The 16,707-nt window shown below is 60.1% G+C and carries 19 protein-coding genes, 1 tRNA gene and 1 pseudogene; 8 read left to right on the top strand and 13 right to left on the bottom strand.

Annotated features, from left to right (window positions below):
- The first annotated feature begins 403 nt into the window (after nt 1–403).
- Nucleotides 404–1,282, top strand: a complete 879-nt coding sequence (locus MB02_RS14685; RefSeq protein WP_067539262.1) for a dienelactone hydrolase family protein — start codon at nt 404–406, stop codon at nt 1,280–1,282.
- A gap of 18 nt (nt 1,283–1,300) precedes the next feature.
- Here the strand turns inward: MB02_RS14685 and MB02_RS14680 are convergent, their stop codons facing one another.
- The gene (locus MB02_RS14680; protein ID WP_407919341.1) at nt 1,301–2,287 is read right to left on the bottom strand and encodes an aldo/keto reductase; all 987 of its coding nucleotides are present in this window, start codon (nt 2,285–2,287) and stop codon (nt 1,301–1,303) included.
- A gap of 262 nt (nt 2,288–2,549) precedes the next feature.
- On the opposite strand from MB02_RS14680, the gene purU reads away from it, so the two are divergent.
- The 3 genes from purU to MB02_RS14665 all read left to right on the top strand — a co-directional run bounded on the left by purU (nt 2,550) and on the right by MB02_RS14665 (nt 5,833).
- On the top strand, nt 2,550–3,404 hold the full coding sequence (gene purU, locus MB02_RS14675) for a formyltetrahydrofolate deformylase (protein ID WP_067539259.1): 855 nt from the start codon (nt 2,550–2,552) through the stop codon (nt 3,402–3,404).
- A gap of 165 nt (nt 3,405–3,569) precedes the next feature.
- Nucleotides 3,570–5,060, top strand: a complete 1,491-nt coding sequence (locus MB02_RS14670; RefSeq protein WP_067539256.1) for a flavin-containing monooxygenase — start codon at nt 3,570–3,572, stop codon at nt 5,058–5,060.
- Nucleotides 5,061–5,071: 11 nt separating this feature from the next.
- On the top strand, nt 5,072–5,833 hold the full coding sequence (locus MB02_RS14665) for a competence/damage-inducible protein A (RefSeq protein WP_067539254.1): 762 nt from the start codon (nt 5,072–5,074) through the stop codon (nt 5,831–5,833).
- Between the two features lie 64 nt (nt 5,834–5,897).
- Here MB02_RS14665 and MB02_RS14660 read toward each other — a convergent pair whose 3' ends face one another.
- Complete coding sequence (locus tag MB02_RS14660; RefSeq protein ID WP_067539251.1) at nt 5,898–6,452, bottom strand: outer membrane protein; 555 nt, start codon at nt 6,450–6,452, stop codon at nt 5,898–5,900.
- A 273-nt stretch (nt 6,453–6,725) separates the two neighbouring features.
- Between MB02_RS14660 and MB02_RS14655 the strand changes: the two genes are divergently transcribed.
- The gene (locus tag MB02_RS14655; RefSeq protein ID WP_067539248.1) at nt 6,726–7,295 is read left to right on the top strand and encodes a hypothetical protein; all 570 of its coding nucleotides are present in this window, start codon (nt 6,726–6,728) and stop codon (nt 7,293–7,295) included.
- 88 nt (nt 7,296–7,383) lie between these two features.
- On the opposite strand, the gene rplA is transcribed toward MB02_RS14655, so the two are convergent.
- The 6 genes from rplA to MB02_RS14630 all read right to left on the bottom strand — a co-directional run bounded on the left by rplA (nt 7,384) and on the right by MB02_RS14630 (nt 10,057).
- Nucleotides 7,384–8,085 (bottom strand): 50S ribosomal protein L1, encoded by a 702-nt coding sequence (rplA, locus tag MB02_RS14650; protein WP_067539246.1) that lies wholly within the window; start codon nt 8,083–8,085, stop codon nt 7,384–7,386.
- A 3-nt stretch (nt 8,086–8,088) separates the two neighbouring features.
- On the bottom strand, nt 8,089–8,520 hold the full coding sequence (rplK, locus tag MB02_RS14645; protein WP_067539243.1) for a 50S ribosomal protein L11: 432 nt from the start codon (nt 8,518–8,520) through the stop codon (nt 8,089–8,091).
- A gap of 216 nt (nt 8,521–8,736) precedes the next feature.
- On the bottom strand, nt 8,737–9,276 hold the full coding sequence (gene nusG / locus MB02_RS14640) for a transcription termination/antitermination protein NusG (RefSeq protein ID WP_067539240.1): 540 nt from the start codon (nt 9,274–9,276) through the stop codon (nt 8,737–8,739).
- A 37-nt stretch (nt 9,277–9,313) separates the two neighbouring features.
- Nucleotides 9,314–9,508: a preprotein translocase subunit SecE gene (secE, locus tag MB02_RS14635; RefSeq protein ID WP_067539237.1), complete on the bottom strand. Its 195-nt coding sequence runs from the start codon at nt 9,506–9,508 to the stop codon at nt 9,314–9,316.
- A gap of 234 nt (nt 9,509–9,742) precedes the next feature.
- Nucleotides 9,743–9,892: a hypothetical protein gene (locus MB02_RS17850; protein WP_170304752.1), complete on the bottom strand. Its 150-nt coding sequence runs from the start codon at nt 9,890–9,892 to the stop codon at nt 9,743–9,745.
- Nucleotides 9,893–9,981: 89 nt separating this feature from the next.
- Nucleotides 9,982–10,057: transfer RNA gene (locus MB02_RS14630), tRNA-Trp, on the bottom strand.
- A 194-nt stretch (nt 10,058–10,251) separates the two neighbouring features.
- Between MB02_RS14630 and aat the strand changes: the two genes are divergently transcribed.
- The gene (aat, locus tag MB02_RS14625; protein WP_235829534.1) at nt 10,252–10,914 is read left to right on the top strand and encodes a leucyl/phenylalanyl-tRNA--protein transferase; all 663 of its coding nucleotides are present in this window, start codon (nt 10,252–10,254) and stop codon (nt 10,912–10,914) included.
- A 35-nt stretch (nt 10,915–10,949) separates the two neighbouring features.
- Here the strand turns inward: aat and MB02_RS17495 are convergent.
- From MB02_RS17495 to MB02_RS14610, 4 genes and pseudogenes are all read right to left on the bottom strand, one after another.
- Nucleotides 10,950–11,381: pseudogene (locus MB02_RS17495) on the bottom strand (DUF2155 domain-containing protein); the annotation flags it as partial.
- 2 nt (nt 11,382–11,383) lie between these two features.
- Nucleotides 11,384–11,782: an NADH:ubiquinone oxidoreductase subunit NDUFA12 gene (locus tag MB02_RS14620; RefSeq protein WP_067539234.1), complete on the bottom strand. Its 399-nt coding sequence runs from the start codon at nt 11,780–11,782 to the stop codon at nt 11,384–11,386.
- A gap of 39 nt (nt 11,783–11,821) precedes the next feature.
- Nucleotides 11,822–12,298: a DUF192 domain-containing protein gene (locus tag MB02_RS14615; RefSeq protein ID WP_067539231.1), complete on the bottom strand. Its 477-nt coding sequence runs from the start codon at nt 12,296–12,298 to the stop codon at nt 11,822–11,824.
- A gap of 4 nt (nt 12,299–12,302) precedes the next feature.
- Nucleotides 12,303–12,866, bottom strand: coding sequence for a regulatory protein RecX (locus MB02_RS14610; protein ID WP_067539228.1), 564 nt, complete (start codon nt 12,864–12,866; stop codon nt 12,303–12,305).
- A 141-nt stretch (nt 12,867–13,007) separates the two neighbouring features.
- Between MB02_RS14610 and MB02_RS14605 the strand changes: the two genes are divergently transcribed.
- Nucleotides 13,008–14,747 (top strand): fatty acyl-AMP ligase, encoded by a 1,740-nt coding sequence (locus MB02_RS14605; protein WP_067539225.1) that lies wholly within the window; start codon nt 13,008–13,010, stop codon nt 14,745–14,747.
- Between the two features lie 21 nt (nt 14,748–14,768).
- Here the strand turns inward: MB02_RS14605 and MB02_RS14600 are convergent, their stop codons facing one another.
- Nucleotides 14,769–16,283 (bottom strand): DUF389 domain-containing protein, encoded by a 1,515-nt coding sequence (locus MB02_RS14600; RefSeq protein ID WP_067539222.1) that lies wholly within the window; start codon nt 16,281–16,283, stop codon nt 14,769–14,771.
- Nucleotides 16,284–16,384: 101 nt separating this feature from the next.
- Here MB02_RS14600 and MB02_RS14595 point away from each other — a divergent pair, with 101 nt between their 5' ends.
- On the top strand, nt 16,385–16,681 hold the full coding sequence (locus tag MB02_RS14595; protein WP_067539219.1) for a polyhydroxyalkanoic acid system family protein: 297 nt from the start codon (nt 16,385–16,387) through the stop codon (nt 16,679–16,681).
- Nucleotides 16,682–16,707: the final 26 nt, after the last annotated feature.

Genomic DNA, 16,707 nt, shown 5'->3' with positions numbered 1-16,707 from the left:
GTGTTGCGATTCATCAGAATAGCTCCCTCATTTTCCCGGCCTCACACCTGATTCGAGACCATGTAACCATACGCCAGCCTTCCGCGCACGAAGGCAGACTTGTGGCCGCACTTTCGCCCGAACCGTGGCCCTCGTCAACAACGAACGGTGATTCCCGAAAAAAAATGTTGCACCTGCGTTGGTGAGCATGCCCTTGTGATTCCCGAAAAAATCATAGGCCGAGCATCTGATCCCGGCGTTTTCCACGCCTCAGGAGCCGTAGCAGCAAAACCTGAAGTCAATCTGGTTATCGATGCAATATAGCCCAGAAACGGCGGCTAAGTTGCAGAAAATGCAAGGACTGGACGTCGTTCGGCGACAAGCTAAGCTCGCTTTCAGCGATCATCCGACGGGAGCCAGGGCAATGTGTGACAAACATACCACAGCAGAGATGCGCGCGATTCTGAAGAAGCGCGGCTTAACCAGACGGAAATTTGCAGCAATGGGAACGGCGGCGGCCCTTGCCGCATGTGCGCCTAGTGGTGGCGAAGCAAGTGCTGAGCCCACCCTTACCGAGGCGAATGTCGCCATTCCAACCGAAGACGGAACCGCCGACGCCTTCTTCGTGCATCCCCGTGTCGGTTCGCATCCGGGGATCATCATGTGGCCGGATGTCGCAGGCCTGCGCAATGCCTATGAAATAATGGCCCGCAGGCTCGCCGCGGCAGGCTACGCAGTGCTGGTTGTCAATCAATACTACCGCAGTGCAACGGCCCCGATTCTCAATACCCTGTCCGACTGGTTTTCCGAAAAGTCACAAGCCCGCCTGAAACCCATGATGGCGCAGATCGACGGCGCGGCAACCGCCCGCGATGCGAGCGCCTTCGCTAGCTGGCTCGACGGGCAGGATGCCGTGACCAAGACAAAAAAGCTCGGAACATGCGGCTATTGCATGGGAGGCGCCTTCACCGTTCGTACAGCGGCCGCGGCGCCGGACAAGGTCGGAGCAGCCTGTTCATTCCATGGCGCGATGCTGGTGACAGATGAACCTGACAGCCCCCATCGCCTGCTCAAGGATTCGCAAGCCGCCTTCCTGTTCGCAATCGCCCAGAACGATGACGCACGCGCACCCGATGACAAGGACATATTGCGCAAGGCAGCCGCAGATGCCGGGCGCCCGGCTGAAGTCGAAGTCTATCCGGCCGACCATGGTTGGTGCACAGTCGATGCGCCCAGCTATGACAAGGCGGCGGCAGAAAAGGCCTGGAGCCGGATGCTGGCGATTTTCGACAATGCGCTCTGACCGGCTCCAGCCCGGCCCTCAGGCATATTCTTCGGTATCGGCCAGCAATCGCATCGCATCGGGATAGCGATGGCCTGAAACCGTTTGCTGGTTGATCAGCCGATCCGCGCGATCCAGCACATCTTGCCCGACGGGCTTGGTCGTCGCATGGAAATTGTCATCCAGATGCTGGAGATTGGCGGTGCCAGGGATCACGTGAATATGGTCGCCTCGCGAAAGCACCCAGGCCAGGGCGAGTTGCGCAGCGGTCATTCCCGAGTCTCCCGCCAAGCCAACCAACTGTTCGATCAATTGATGGTTTTTCGCCCAATGCCCGTTCATGAAACGCGGCATGGTCCGGCGAAAATCATGCTCCGGTAATCGTGCGGGATCGACAAGCTCACCGCACAACGCCCCACGGCCAACCGGAGAAAAGGCGACAAAGGCGATGCCCAGTTCATGTGTGGTCTCCAGCACGCCCAGTTCGACATTGCGGGTCCACAACGAATATTCCGTCTGCACGGCGGCCATGGGATGCACTGCATGCGCTTCACGAATATGCGCGGCGCTCCATTCCGACACGCCATAGGCACCGATCTTTCCCGCCTCCATCGCCCGCACAAGAGCCCCGACGGAATCCGCAACCGGCACTTTGGGATCGAACCGGTGAAGGTAGAGCAAGTCGATATGATCGGTTTCAAGTCGGCCCAGACTGGCATCGATCGATGCGGAAATCGATTCCGGTTTACAGTCGACACCCCTGACCCCGCCGTCAGTGACGATACCTGTCTTTGAGGCAAGGAAGAATTCCTGCCGGCGCCCCTTGAGCGCTTCGGCAATCAGTTCCTCACTCTTGCCCAGCCCATAGATATTGGCCGTATCGAAATGATCGTAACCCAGATCGAGCGCCTGGCGGAGCAGGCTCACGGCATCCTCCCGCGACGGCGGCTCACCATAGGCCCAGCACAGGTTCATGCAGCCCAGGCCGATGGGATGGACGTCTTTACCTGCCAATTTTCGCTTCATTGTCATCTCCTGATTCAATCCTTTCGCCATCGTCCTGCCAGATCCCGTCTCACCCGGCGTCCAGCATGCAGCCGTGCTTGACACTAGTGGGATGGCGCGGTCCATGGCCAGAGCAAGAATACCTTGCGAAACCTATGCACTTAGGAAACCATCCCTGCTCTTCCGGCTGAAAATGTTCATTTTATCAAAATGCGCTAACGACTTCGCCGGGCTCACACGCTAAGCGGCCAGCTTTGCTCCGCCGGATCGGGAGAGACGAACAATGCAGCAAGCCTATGTGATGACACTGTCGTGCAAGGACCGGGTTGGCCTGGTTGCCGCAGTGACCACCCGGCTTGCCGAAATCGGCGCCAATATCCTTGAAGCCCAGCAGTTCAATGCGCCCGACAGCGGCATGTTCTTCATGCGGATCGTGTTCCATTGCCCCGACCGCCCCCTTTCAGCAGTGCGACAGGAATTCGCGCCGGTAACGGAACGGTTCGGCATGGAATGGACGCTGCGCCAAACGGGAATCGCGCGCAAGGTCGTGCTGATGGTCAGCAAGTTCGATCACTGTCTGGTCGACCTCCTGTATCGTTATCGGATCGGCGAACTGCCGATGGATATTGTCGGTATCGTCTGCAACCATCCACGCGAAGCCTTGAACGTGCCGATGATGCGGGACATCCCCTTCCACTATCTGCCGATTACGAAAGACACGAAGGCGGAACAGGAAGCCCAGGTAAAAGCCATTGTCGAGGGAACCGGCGCGGAGCTGGTCGTGCTCGCCCGCTATATGCAGATTCTTTCCAATGACATGGCCGCTTTCCTGTCGGGGCGCTGCATCAACATCCACCACAGTTTCCTGCCCGGTTTCAAAGGCGCCAAGCCCTATCACCAGGCCCATGCCCGCGGGGTCAAGATGATCGGGGCGACCGCCCACTACGTGACTGAAGATCTCGACGAAGGCCCCATCATTCACCAGGACGTGGAAGCGATCAGTCACGCCGATACGCCCGAAGACCTGGTGCGCAAGGGCCGCGATATCGAACGCCGCGTGCTCGCCGCCGCAGTCCTGTATCATCTGGAAGACCGGGTGCTGATGAACGGCAACAAGACCATCGTCTTCAAAACCTGAAGCGCTCCTTCGGGCACGGTCTCCCCTGTCGAATGCGTCGCAGGAACACTCCTGGCTCAAGGTCTGCCCCAAGCCGTCAGTCACGGCCCAGGTGCTTTGCCGCCAGCCCGGGCGAAATCGCCTGCGCTCTTGGCCCATGGGCGAAATCGGCCTAGCGCACACCGCATGCTTCAGGGACAAACCACCCTCCCCGATTTCGATGTCTTGATAGTCGGTGCCGGGATTTCCGGCATTTCGATGGCCGCCCACATGGGCATGAAGAGCCCGGAGCAAAGCTACACGATCATAGAGCGCCGCAGCCGGCTCGGCGGCACATGGGATCTTTTCCGCTATCCCGGCGTGCGTTCGGACAGCGACATGTACACGCTGGGCTTCGGCTTCGAGCCGTGGACCGACCCCGACGCAATCGCGAGCGGTGACAAGATCCTCAGCTACCTTGACCGGGTCGCCGACGATCGGGATATCCGCCGGCATATCCAGTTCGACACGCGGGTTCTTTCAGCCGATTTTCAGAAATCTGCGGGGCTCTGGCAGGTGGTCCTCGACGGTCCGGAGGGCGTGCGCCACACGACCGCCCGTTTCCTTTATCTGGCGTCCGGATACTATGACTTCGATGCGCCGCATGCCCCCGTGTTCGCAGGGCAGGAGACTTTCGGCGGCTCAATCGTCCATCCTCAATTCTGGCCGGAGGAGCTCGATTACACCGGCAAGAAAGTAGTCGTGATCGGGTCCGGCGCAACGGCGGTTACGCTTGTTCCGGCTATGGCCGAAAAAGCGGCGCATGTGACCATGCTTCAGCGTACACCCACCTGGATGGGAGCGCAGCCACGCCGCGATCGGATTGCCCGGTTGCTGCAGGCCATCTTGCCGAAACGTCTGGCCTACCGGATCAATCGGGCAAAGAATGTCCGGCTGCAGAGCTTTGTCTTCAGGACTTCACGACGATATCCGGCCCGGATCGGCGCCTATCTCAGCCGCGCGTTAAGGAAGGCCTTGGGGCCACTATACAACGAACGTGACTGGCTGCCCCCCTATGGGCCGTGGGAACAGCGCCTGTGCCTTGTTCCTGATGGCGATCTGTTCGCGGCGATCAAGGCAGGCAAGGTATCCATCGTGACCGACACAATCGCTCACTTTGACCAAACCGGCATTGCCCTCCAATCGGGTCGCCATCTCGATGCGGATATCATCGTCACAGCTACCGGCCTGCGCCTGTCGATGGCCGGGCAAGTGAAAGTGACTTTGGGCGGCGTCAAAGTGAACTGGCGCAAGCATTTCTATTACCGCTCCTGCATGTTCTCCAACGTTCCCAACCTTGCGGTCTCGTTCGGCTATCTCAATGCCGCGTGGACCTTGAGAGCAGACCTGACGGCGTCTTACGTCTGCGATGTCCTGAACACGATGGCGGCCAAAGGCGCTGCTATCGTCCGCCCCTGTCTGCCTGCGAACCATGCGCTGGAAGAAGACGATGTCTATCAGTTCTCGTCCGGCTACATCCAGCGAGCCTTGCCACTGATGCCGAAGAGCGCGAAAACTTTGCCCTGGCGGCTCAATCAGGACTATCGCGAAGATCGAAGAGACTATCGCAACCGCCCGGTCGAAGACGGTACGCTACAGTTCGAAAGCGTGGTGGCGAAGCGGGGAGAAATCGCCTAACGATTTCCGGCATGAACGAACCTCAACGCATCTGGACGGCAGCTGCCGTCATTATCGGCGACGAAATTCTTTCCGGCCGCACGCATGACAAGAACATCGCCCAGATCGCGGCTTGGCTGCAGGTTCAGGGCATTCGCCTGGCAGAAGTGCGCGTGATCGCGGATGACATGGATGCTATCGCCACGGCCGTGAATGCGTTGAGAATCAAGCACGATTATCTGTTCACTACTGGCGGCATCGGCCCCACACACGACGATATCACTGTCGATGCCGTTGCTGCGGCGCTTGGATTGGAGGTCGTAATCCACCCCGAAGCCCGTGCCATGCTGGAAAGTTATTATGAAACCCGTGGCGGGCTTAATGAGGGGCGCCTGCGCATGGCGCGGGTTCCCGCCGGGGCTGATCTCATCCCGAACCACTATTCCGGTGCGCCCGGAATCAAGATCGACAATCTCTACATGATGGCGGGTGTGCCCCACATCACTGCCGGTATGCTCGATGGGCTGACCGGTTCACTGGAAGGTGGCGCACCGCTTATTTCCGAAGTCATCGGTTGCTGGGTGCCTGAAAGCGAAGTCGCTGTCCTGCTGCGCGAAGTGGAAAAGGCCCACGAAGGTTGCCAGATCGGCAGTTATCCATTTTTCCGTGAAGGCCGCGTCGGAGCGAATTTCGTCGTCCGCTCAACGGATCCTGATCAGGTAAGAAGTTGTATCGATACCCTGTGCGAAGGGCTGGGTGAATCCGGCTGGGACTTCACGCCCGGGGGTATCTGAGGCACCCTCAGCCAAACCTGATGATATGCAGGGGCAAGCACCAGCCCACCCCTGCACACATATCTTAGAAGTTCACGCCAACCGCAACCAGGGCGTTATGGCGGCTGAAGTCGCTCTCGTAATTGGAGTAGCGATATTCGACCTTGCCGAAGAAGTTCTGGCCGAACGACTGCTTGAAGCCCGCACCGAGACGGAAGCCATCGCCGTTTTCGCCATCCGAAATCTTCGTCGTACCGTCGTCGTAGCTCGCACGGATACGGGCGTTGGTGTAGCCACCCAGAACATAGAGCTGGCTGCTTTCACCCAGATTGGTGCCGAGACGCACGACTGCGGCGAGATCACGACCCGTCTTCACGCAGGTTTCATCACCCACGACGAGCAAGTCGCTCACGCATTCCTTGGTCGTGCTGTCGTCGATGCTTCCTTCGACACCAACGAACATGCTGCCGCCGATGGGGATGTCGTAACCGGCTGCAACGCCATAGGCGACGCCTTCTTCGGATTCGCCGGACACGGAAACGCTGTCGAGTCCGGTCTGGACCTGAACATAAGCCTGAGCATGGGCTGCTGCCGGCAATGCCGCGGCTGCGGCAAGAACGATAACGGAAAGCTTCTTCATATATTCCCCTGCAGGAACTGTTGTTTGAAAAGTGCGAACGGTTTGTTTTGTTGTTTGTTTTCTTTCTTCGCGACCGGCGCGCGAGCTAGCCGCCGCGGATTCCACCGTCAAAGTGATTGTCGACCAATCCTAATTCATGAAATGAATCGTTGTTTTTCAGCAACATAGGATATTTTCATCGGCTTTTTTGCACGCTTTGCCGCACGGGCAGCGTTTCCGCCGCGATGGCAAAATCGCTTGGCGCATTCACGATGTTTCCGGTATCATGAGAACATGGAAGCGATCCGACGGGCCAACAGGGGAATAGTCGCAGTGGGCCTGTCACTTGCCGCTTGCACATCGACGCAACCGCTATCGATCGACCAATTCGAGGCGACGCTCGATTCCCATGATAGCGCGACAGAGGCTTTGACCCAGTGGTGTTCCATTCACCACATGGCCGAGCCCCCGGTGATACGGGCTATTGCCGCGAATGGTGAGAGCAGGGAACCGCCTGCCGGCCTTCGCGAGTTGCTCGACATCGCATCGGATGCCCCCCTCGGCTACCGCCATGTCCAGCTCGTTTGCGGTGACACCGTTTTGTCTGAGGCACACAACTGGTTCGTGCCGTCGCGCCTATCCGGCGAAATGAACCACGTGCTCGAAACCACCGACACACCGTTTGGCACCGCCGTGGCAACACTCGATTTTACGCGCCGCAAACTTGCGAGCATGCGCAGCGGCCCCGAATGCCCGGATGGCACCATCCTGACCCAGCGCGCTCTCCTCTTGCTGCCCGATGGCCAGCCAATCAGCCTGGTGATGGAATGCTACACCAGCGCAAACCTGACGCCGGGCTGGTAGCTGTCATATAGCAAAAGGGGCCGGAGGAACGATGTCCTCCGGCCCCTTTTGAATTCCAGACGTCAGCAGGACGCCTGACCGAGAGCAATCATGCCCCGGCGACGTCAGCCGTATCGATCTTCAGGCCCGGGCCCATGGTCGTCGCAAGCGAAACCTTGCGAACATACTTGCCCTTGGCGCCCGACGGCTTGGCTTTCACGATGGCATCGACCAGCGCATCGAAGTTCGCCTTGATCGCATCGTCAGTGAAGGACAGCTTGCCGATGCCGGCATGAATGATGCCCTGCTTTTCAACGCGAAATTCGATCTGGCCGCTCTTGGCGTCCTTCACGGCCTGTTCCACGTTCGAGGTTACCGTACCGAGCTTCGGGTTCGGCATCAGGCCTTTCGGACCGAGCAGCTTGCCGAGACGACCGACGACACCCATCATGTCGGGGGTCGCGATCACGCGATCGTAATCGACATTACCGGCCTGCATGTCTTCCATCAGGTCTTCGGCACCAACCTTGTCGGCACCGGCGGCCAGCGCCTTGTCGGCATTGTCGCCACGGGCGAACACTGCAACCTTGACTTCTTTACCCGTTCCCGACGGCAGCGAGACCATGCCGCGGACCATCTGGTCGGCGTGACGCGGATCGACACCCAGGTTCATTGCAACTTCGACCGTCTCGTCGAACTTGACAGTGGACAGTTCACGCAGGGTCTTCAGCGCATCGCCAAACGTATGGAGCGCCTGATTGTCGCCGAGCTTTTCGGCAAACACTTTCTGCTTCTTGGTCAGCTTCACCATGTCTTAGCCCTCCACCACTTCGAGGCCCATCGCACGGGCCGAGCCTTCGATGATCTTGGTCGCAGCCTCGATATCGTTGGCGTTGAGGTCCTTCATCTTCATTTCGGCGATTTCAGCGAGCTTGGAGCGCGCAATCTGTCCGGCCGAAACCTTGCCCGGCTCCTTGGAACCAGACTTGAGGCCGGCAGCCTTCTTGATGAGGAAGGAAGCAGGCGGAGTCTTCGTGATGAACGTGAAGCTGCGATCCGCATAGACCGTGATAATGGTCGGGATCGGCATGCTCTTTTCCATGTCCTGCGTCGCGGCGTTGAACGCCTTGCAGAATTCCATGATGTTCACGCCGCGCTGACCCAGTGCAGGGCCGATCGGCGGTGAAGGATTCGCAGCGCCCGCAGGCACCTGCAGTTTGATATAACCTTGGATCTTCTTGGCCATCTGGCCACTCCTTTTCACACTGTCGGATGCCGCTTCGCGGTACCCTCATGTTAAGCGGTCAGGCAGACAGCCGAAGCCATCCTTCCGCATGGGTTCCCTTTCGGGAAGCGGCGCCCCTAGTCGAAGGTGCGCGCAAAAGCAACTTTGAAGGTGAGACTACGACGGCCTTGCTCGACAGCAACCGCGCCGGTCGCGGCCGAGATGGCCCAAGAATCGTTACTTGACGAGTTCGACCTGTTCGAAGTCCAGTTCGACCGGCGTTGCACGGCCAAAGATCGAGACCGAAACCTTGACCTTCGATTTGTCGAAATCGAGTTCTTCCACCACGCCGTTGAAGCTGGCGAACGGCCCATCGAGCACTTTGACCGAATCGCCGATCTCGTAATCGACGTGGACCTGGCGCTTGGGCTGCGCTGCGGCTTCCTCGGCAGCGCCGAAATAGCGCGCGGCTTCCTTCTCGGAAATGGCCTGCGGCTTGCCACCGGCACCGAGGAACCCCGTCACCTTCGGCGTATTCTTGACCAGATGATAGACATCGTCGGTCATCTTCAGCTTCGCCAGAACGTAACCAGGCATGAACTTGCGTTCGACCTGGACTTTCTTGCCGCGCTTCACCTCGGTGACGGTTTCGGTCGGCACTTCGACCTCTTCGACCGCTTCGGACAGGCCCAGACGCTCAGCCTCCGTAAGGATCGAATCGCGCACCTTGTTCTCGAAGCCGGAATAGGCGTGGATGATGTACCAGCGAGCCGCCATAGTCCTGTAAATCCGTATCCAGTGTTATGCCGTTGCGTCAGGCAAGCGAAAGCAGCCAACGCACCACGGCGCTAAACAGGGAGTCGATGCCGAGGAAGAACAGCGACAGAATCAGCATAAGGATACCCACGAAAATCGAGGTCCTGACTGTTTCTTCCCGCGTCGGCCACACCACCTTGGAGGCTTCGGCGCGAACCTGGCGGATGAATTCACCGGGGCTGGTCTTGGCCATCAGACGTACGACTCTTATCCGTTCAAAAACCCATGCCTTCCGCCTAGGGGCCATCGCCGCCCCGGCTAATGTCCGGGAGGGGCAAATTGGCTCCGATGTCGGAAGACAGCAGCGCACTTAGCCGCGTGAAGCTGGATATGCAAGGCTATGGCAAGGCATGGGTGCGCGTTTTGGAACTAGCTGTCACGAACCCATGCCATGCTCAGGGCGAAAACGTGGCCGGCGCAAATCGAGTCAGCGGAGCCCCAGCAGCCGCTCCCAGAAAGTCGGGGAGGTCATCGGCTGCACCGGGCCATGCTTCCGATAGCGCAGACTGGGATCGCTGTAAGGGCGCGGCATAGTCCATGTATCGGGCCGGCTGCTGCGAAAAATGAGGCTGCTCATGGCCATCTCCTCAATAAAGTTGCGTTCTGTCGGGCAAAACGCACGCTTCGTCGCGGAGTTCCCGATTCGCGCGGCTTAAATGGAGGAAATGGCAGGAGTGGCAGGATTCGAACCCGCGGCCCTCGGTTTTGGAGACCGATGCTCTACCAACTGAGCTACACTCCTGCAGGCGGTTGGGCCTGTAGTGCGAACCCGCCGCCTTGGCAAGGCGGCTTCCGCTGTCGAACGGCGTAAGACGCAAAAAACTGCGCATTCCCCGCATGTGCGGCATCTGCTAGATTGCAGGAGTGCATGCGCCGGTATCCTCGATCATCCCAACGGATCTGCTGCTGACAGCCTATCGCAGCGGAATCTTTCCGATGGCCGATTCCCGCGACGATCCGGACATTTTCTGGATTGAGCCAAAGCAGCGCGCGATCCTGCCGCTCGATGCCTTCCACTGTTCCCGGTCGCTGGCCAAGGTTCTCAAAGGCAACCGCTTTACCGTCACCTGTAATGCCGCCTTCGAGGAAGTCATCGCAGCCTGCGCCGCGCCGCGTCCAGGCCATCCCGACAGCTGGATCAACGAGAAGATTACCGCGAGTTATCACGCGCTCCACACCGCAGGCCACGCACATTCGATTGAATGCTGGCAGGACGAGCAACTGGTCGGCGGGCTGTACGGCGTCGGTTTCGACCGCGTCTTCTGCGGTGAAAGCATGTTCAGCCGCGCAACCGATGCTTCCAAGGTTGCCCTGGCCTGGCTGGTGGTCGCATTGCGCCATGCAGGCGCCCGATTGCTGGATTGCCAGTTCATCACCGAGCATCTCGCCTCACTCGGCGCAATAGAGATCCCTCAGGAAGACTATCTTGATCTGCTGCGTAAGGCGCAGGATCAGCGGGGCTCGCCCTGGTCCTCGCTACCGGAAGGATTTGCCGCAGTGCTGGCCGAAGCCGGGGAAGCGCGCGCCGGGGCAGCAGAAGCAGCCGGGGCATCTTCCCCCGGGAAGTTCATTGCGCAATCCTTGACCCACACGTCGTAGATAGGGTGTTCGACCACATTCAGGGACGGCGAGTTCTTGAACAACCAGCCTGAGAACACCTTGTGCCAGCGCAGAGGTTCATCGACAGTGGCGCGCTGTTGCACCAGCACCTGAACGAAAGCACCAGTCTCCGGCGGCGATTCCCACGGCGCGGTCCGTTCGCAACTCGCCAGCTTGACGATTACGTTACCCGCCCGCTTCGCCTCGCCCGGTTTCAGCGTGATATCCTGCGTGAGGTTATTCCGCTTGTTGAGTATCCCGATAGTCGCCACCCGCTCTGCCAGCGGTGTGCCGATTTCAGAGGTGACAACCGGCGGTGCCTTGGCCAGTTCACCGGCCAGTTCCTTTGGAACTTCGGTTTCATCCGCTGCGGACGATCCTGAATCCCCGGAACAAGCCGCAAGCAAACCCGCCAGCGCCACAAGCGGAAGGACCGCGGCGCACCTCGACGGCCGGAACCGCCACATGGTCAGGAATCCGGGGCCCAGGCTTCGTAGTCGCCTGTCGCAGCCGCACGCTTGCCACCGCGTTCCAGAGCGCCTTGCGGGCGATAGGCCTGCGGGGTTCCCGTGGCATTCGGCGTATATTCGACTTCCCAGATCTTCGGCGGGGGCAAGTGGCTCTCCGGCACGTCATCGAAAGCGCCGTGCAACCAGCCATGCCATTCGGCCGGAACCCGGCTCGAATCATTGATGCCATTGTACAGAACCCACCGCCGCTCTCGCCCGAGAGGGCCCGGCTTTTTCGACCGGAAATAGCGATTGCCCTGCGCATCGGTGCCGACTTGCTCGCCCGTGAGAGCGCTGTTGATCAGCGTACCAATGGTGCCGCCGTCCCACCAGGTGAAGATCTTCGAGAGGATTCCCATGAACCGCGCGTTAGCTTGTGTTCGCCCCTGCGGCAAGCCTCACCACTCGACCCGAGTGCCGGGCACGATACCCAGTTCCTCCGCACGCCCGCCATTCAGCTCCAGAACGGCTTCCACAGGGCCTGCCGAGGAGCGCGGCACTAGCGAATAAGGTTCGGCATTGGCGGCGATATTGCTGACGCGTCCATTGGTTCCGACGAAAATGATGTCGAGCGGAATTACCGTATTCTTCATCCAGAAGCTGACCTGCCGAGGCGGCTCGAAAGGGAACAACATGCCCTCATCCGCGCCCATCTGCGTCCGGAACATGAGGCCTTGCGCCTGTTCCTCCCCTGTCCGGGCAACCTCCACGCTGAATCGGTGAGTCGTGCCTGCGTTGGAAACCGTCAACGGGATGACTTTCAGGCCGGAGGCCGGATGAACGGCCGCTGGGGGCTGCGAAGCAGGCGACGCACTTTCGCCCGCCCCCGGTGAGCAGGCGGCCAGCAGAGCCGCAGCAGCAAGCCAAACACGCATGTTTCTACTCCTCTTCGGCCTCCAGCACCCAGTTTTCGGCCGCATCCGCACTGTCTGCACCGATCAGGGGCAGGACATTTGTCAGCTCATGGCCTGCCCGCAGCATTGCCGCAATCTGCTTTTCACGTTTGGCCATGTCAGGCGCTTCCAGCCCAAAGGGCCCGAAACGACGCTTTCGCGCCATGGCCAGCGCAGCCCTGCGTTGCTCCGCCTCGCTGGGGAGAACCTCTTCCTGCACTGCGTCAGAGATACCGGCAGCGCCGAGTGTCTGGCTGATCCGGCGCGGGCCATAACCGCGGCGCAGCAGCCCACCGGCCCGCATACGCGCGTAAACCGCATCGTCCACGTAACCCCGTTCGGCATAACGGGCGACCAGCCCGCCAATATCGGCCGCATCCTCGCCGGCCCAACCCCGCTCCCGCAACTTGCGTGCAAGGTACGCTTCCAGCTTTGCCGCGCTCGTCGCGAAACGGGCGACATAGGCCAGCGCCAGCTCCTCCAGACGCCTTTCATCCAGGGGTTTGGGCAGGCGCCGTTTGCGGGTGCCAGAGTGTTCATGCTTAACCATTGGCCTTATTCGTGCCACAGTCCCGTTGGAATGGAAGAGCCGTGCAGCACGGCCGTGGTGGGTTGGAGATGCTATGACGCCTTGTATCAAGAGCGAAAATCGCCCAAAATAACGAGCCAAACCAGTAGGTTAAGCAAACATATGACCGACGACGCCCTTCAGCCGACGCCGAACCATTGTGCGTTAGAGCGCCGCTTTTCAGATTTCGCCACATTTGGTGAAGCCCTGGATTATGCCGCAAAAGGTAGCCGCGGACTTAATTTTCATGATCCGCGCGGCAATCTCGCACGGGTTTATCCCTATGCGGAATTACGCGAGGATGCGCTGATCACCGCGCGCCGCCTTATCGCGCGCGGCATCAAACCTGGCGACCGCATTGCCCTCGTGGCGGAAACGGGTGTGGACTTCGCCGCCTTGTTCTGCGGTTCGATCTATGCCGGCGCATGGCCGGTGCCCCTGCCATTGCCGACCAGCTTCGGCGGCAAGGACAATTATATAGACCAGCTTGCGGTCCAACTTGCCAGTTCCGACCCCGCGATGCTGCTCTACCCCTCCGAAATCGCTGAAATGGCCGGTGCGGCAGCCGCAAGGCAGGGTTGCGATGGCGTCACTTATGACGACTTTCATGCTGGCGAAGCTGCGGACTGCGCATTGCCGGAACAGCAGTCTGGAGACATTTGCTATCTTCAGTATTCCAGCGGCTCGACGCGTTTCCCGCACGGTGTCGCCGTAACGCACGAGGCCCTGCTCAACAATCTTGCCGGACATGGCATCGGCATGAAGCTGGAGCCGCTCGATCGCTGCGTTTCGTGGTTGCCGTGGTATCATGATATGGGATTGGTCGGCTGCCTGCTCTCGCCAATCGCCAATCAGGTTTCGACCGACTATCTGAAAACCGAGGATTTCGCCCGCCGCCCCCTCGCCTGGCTTGACCTCATCAGCCGCAATTCGGGTACCACCCTCTCCTATTCCCCCACATTCGGCTACGATATCTGTGCTCGCCGCATTTCCAGCCAGAGCCATGTATCCGAACGGTTCGACCTGTCTCGCTGGCGGATTGCGGGCAATGGTGCCGACATGATCCGGCCAGATGTCATGCAGGGCTTCGTCAACGCCTTCGCCGAGGCGGGGTTCAGAGCTTCGGCATTCCTGCCCAGCTATGGCCTTGCCGAAGCCACTCTGGCCGTCACGATCATGCCACCGGGTGAGGGTATTCGCGTCGAACTGGTCGAGGAAGAGCGCCTGTCCGGCACCCCGCGCGACCTTTCCCGCCCGGCCCGATATCGCGCGATCGTCAACTGCGGCAAGGCAGTCAAGGACATGACTGTCGAGATCCGGGGCGAAAGCGGTCAGCTCAAGGCCGACCACCAGATCGGCAAGGTCTGGTGCAAGGGCCCCAGCGTCATGCATTCCTATTTCCGCGATCCCGAGGCCACCGACGAATGTCTCGTGGATGGCTGGCTCGATACCGGCGACATGGGCTATATGGCCGATGGCTATCTGTTCATTGTCGGCCGGGCGAAGGACATGATCATCATCAATGGCAAGAACCATTGGCCACAGGATATCGAGTGGGCAGTGGAACAGCTGCCCGGCTTCAACCACGGCGACATTGCCGCATTCGCGGTCGAGACGGAAAATGGCGAGGAAGCACCCGCCGTGCTGGTTCACTGCCGCGTTTCCGACCCGGACAAGCGGATCGAATTGCGTGACCAGATCCGCGACAAGGTTCGCTCCATCACCGGCATGAACTGCGTGGTCGAGCTGGTACCGCCGCGGACACTGCCCCGCACGAGCTCAGGCAAGCTCAGCCGCGCCAAGGCCAAGAAACTGTATCTTTCCGGGGAAATCGAACCCTACAAGCTGCTCGAAGCGGCATAATCGGCGGCCGCCACGCGCCGGTCAATCCCCCGGCGCGCCCCAGCGGGCAGTAACCTTGCCGTCCCTGCCAGAGGCCGTTTCTTCGCGCGTGACGATCCCCTGCCCATCCAGCAGTTCGGCTGCGCGCTTCACATCCGTTTCTCCGCCCGAAAGGATGACGGGCGCACCGAGCCGCTGCGCGGCCCAGCCAATCAGAGCAATCGCGTCTGCGCCTTGCGGGGTCGGCTCGCCATCGTCGAACTCAATGGCGGGTAAGGGCCTGGCAGGCGGGCGCAACTCGATAGTCCATTCCGGCTCCGTCGCAGCGATCCGCCCCTCCAGCTCGCGATAGGTGGCCAGCCCTGCGCCCGTAAGCGGTTTGGCCGTAACCAACGCATGGCGACGCTCCCGATCAAGCAACACGTCCTTTTCCGCAACACCGGCTACCAGTGCGAGCCGGACAGACAATTCTTCCGCCCTCTGGCGGTCCGCCGCCTCGCGCGCGCGCGCCGCAGCCAATTGCGCTTCCTCCGCTGCCTTTGCGCCGATGCCGACCTGATATTGTGTAATCGAAATTTCCACCGCTTGCCCCAACTGGCGCCGGATCGCCCGTCCGGCCGCTTCTTCCGCATCGCTGCGAATTGTCGGCGTCAGAACGGTTGCAGCGATTGTCACAGGCTCGGCATCGAAATTGATGTCGATCTGCGAAAGGCGGGCATTGTTATCGAATTCGTCGAGGAGTTCCCCCCGAATAGTGCGCGAAGCCTGCGCTTCCCATGCAATCTGGCGCAGCGAAATGCCGAGCGGGATGGCCAGCGCGATAAACACGGCCATGATCGCGAGAGCCTGCAACTGGGTCTGGCGTTCGGTCAGGCTGGTGCGGAACCCGTATGCCCGTGCCATCAACGCCGCGGTCAGCGCGATCGTCACAAGGTTGGTGACAAACAACAGCAGGGCGCCTGTAAACACCGTCCAGTTGAGAGTAGCGAGACCGAAACCGACAACTGCCAGCGGCGGCATCAAGGCGGTCGCGATGGCGACACCGACAACAGTGCCTTCCCGCCCCCGGATCATCGCATACGTACCGGCAAGAGCCGAAAACAACGCCACCCCGAGATCGAACAGGTTGGGCCTTGTGCGAGCGGCGATTTCCGCCGTTACCGTCTGCAATGGCGAGAGCAGCACAACGAAGGCGCAAAACAGGATCGCCAGCAGCGTCCCGACCAACAGCGAGCGTCCGGCTTGTTTCAACCAGTGAAAATCACCGATGGCGAGCGCGAATCCCACCCCCATGATCGGGTCCATCAGCGGCGACAGCAGCATGGCGCCGATGACCACTGCCGGCGAAGACAGCAGCAGGCCGAGGATCGCAATCCCCGCCGACATCGACAGCATGAACAGATAGCGCGCCGACAGGCTGCATTCCTGCCGCCGCCGGTTGATCACGTCGGCCTGGTCGACTGTCCCGACCACGGCCTTGCGCCACCATTGCCGCCAACTGAGCACCACGCGGGTAAACGAATGCGCCCGCGTTTCAGGTGGATTGCTCGCCATCATGTCTCCTTCCGGGCGGTGGTTGCCAAAAAGCTCTTTCCCCGCTCGCGTTCCGCTGTCACTCTATCGCCAAATCGGCCAATTGCAGCAAGGATCACAAGTGCATGCGCGTTACCCTGCCCCATGACCTGACTCGGGAAGAAGTTCGTCGGCGCCTGCATGAGCGCGCGCAGGACCTGACCGGTAATGTTCCGGGCGGCATGGCCGATGTAAAAACTGAATGGGTCAGCGACGACCGCGTGAACCTCAGCATTTCAGCCATGGGCCAGAATCTGAATGGCAATATCGTGATCGAGGATGGACAAGTCGTGATCGACCTCGCGCTTCCTCTCGCGCTGAGCTTTATCGAACCGATGATCTCCGGAACCGTGAAGGAACAGGGCCAGAAGCTGCTGGCCTGATCTCCGGCACTGCGATCCACCACTGC

Source organism: Croceicoccus estronivorus, from assembly GCF_001625325.1.
Lineage (GTDB): Bacteria > Pseudomonadota > Alphaproteobacteria > Sphingomonadales > Sphingomonadaceae > Caenibius > Caenibius estronivorus.
This window is presented reverse-complemented; position numbering and strand designations above follow the sequence as displayed.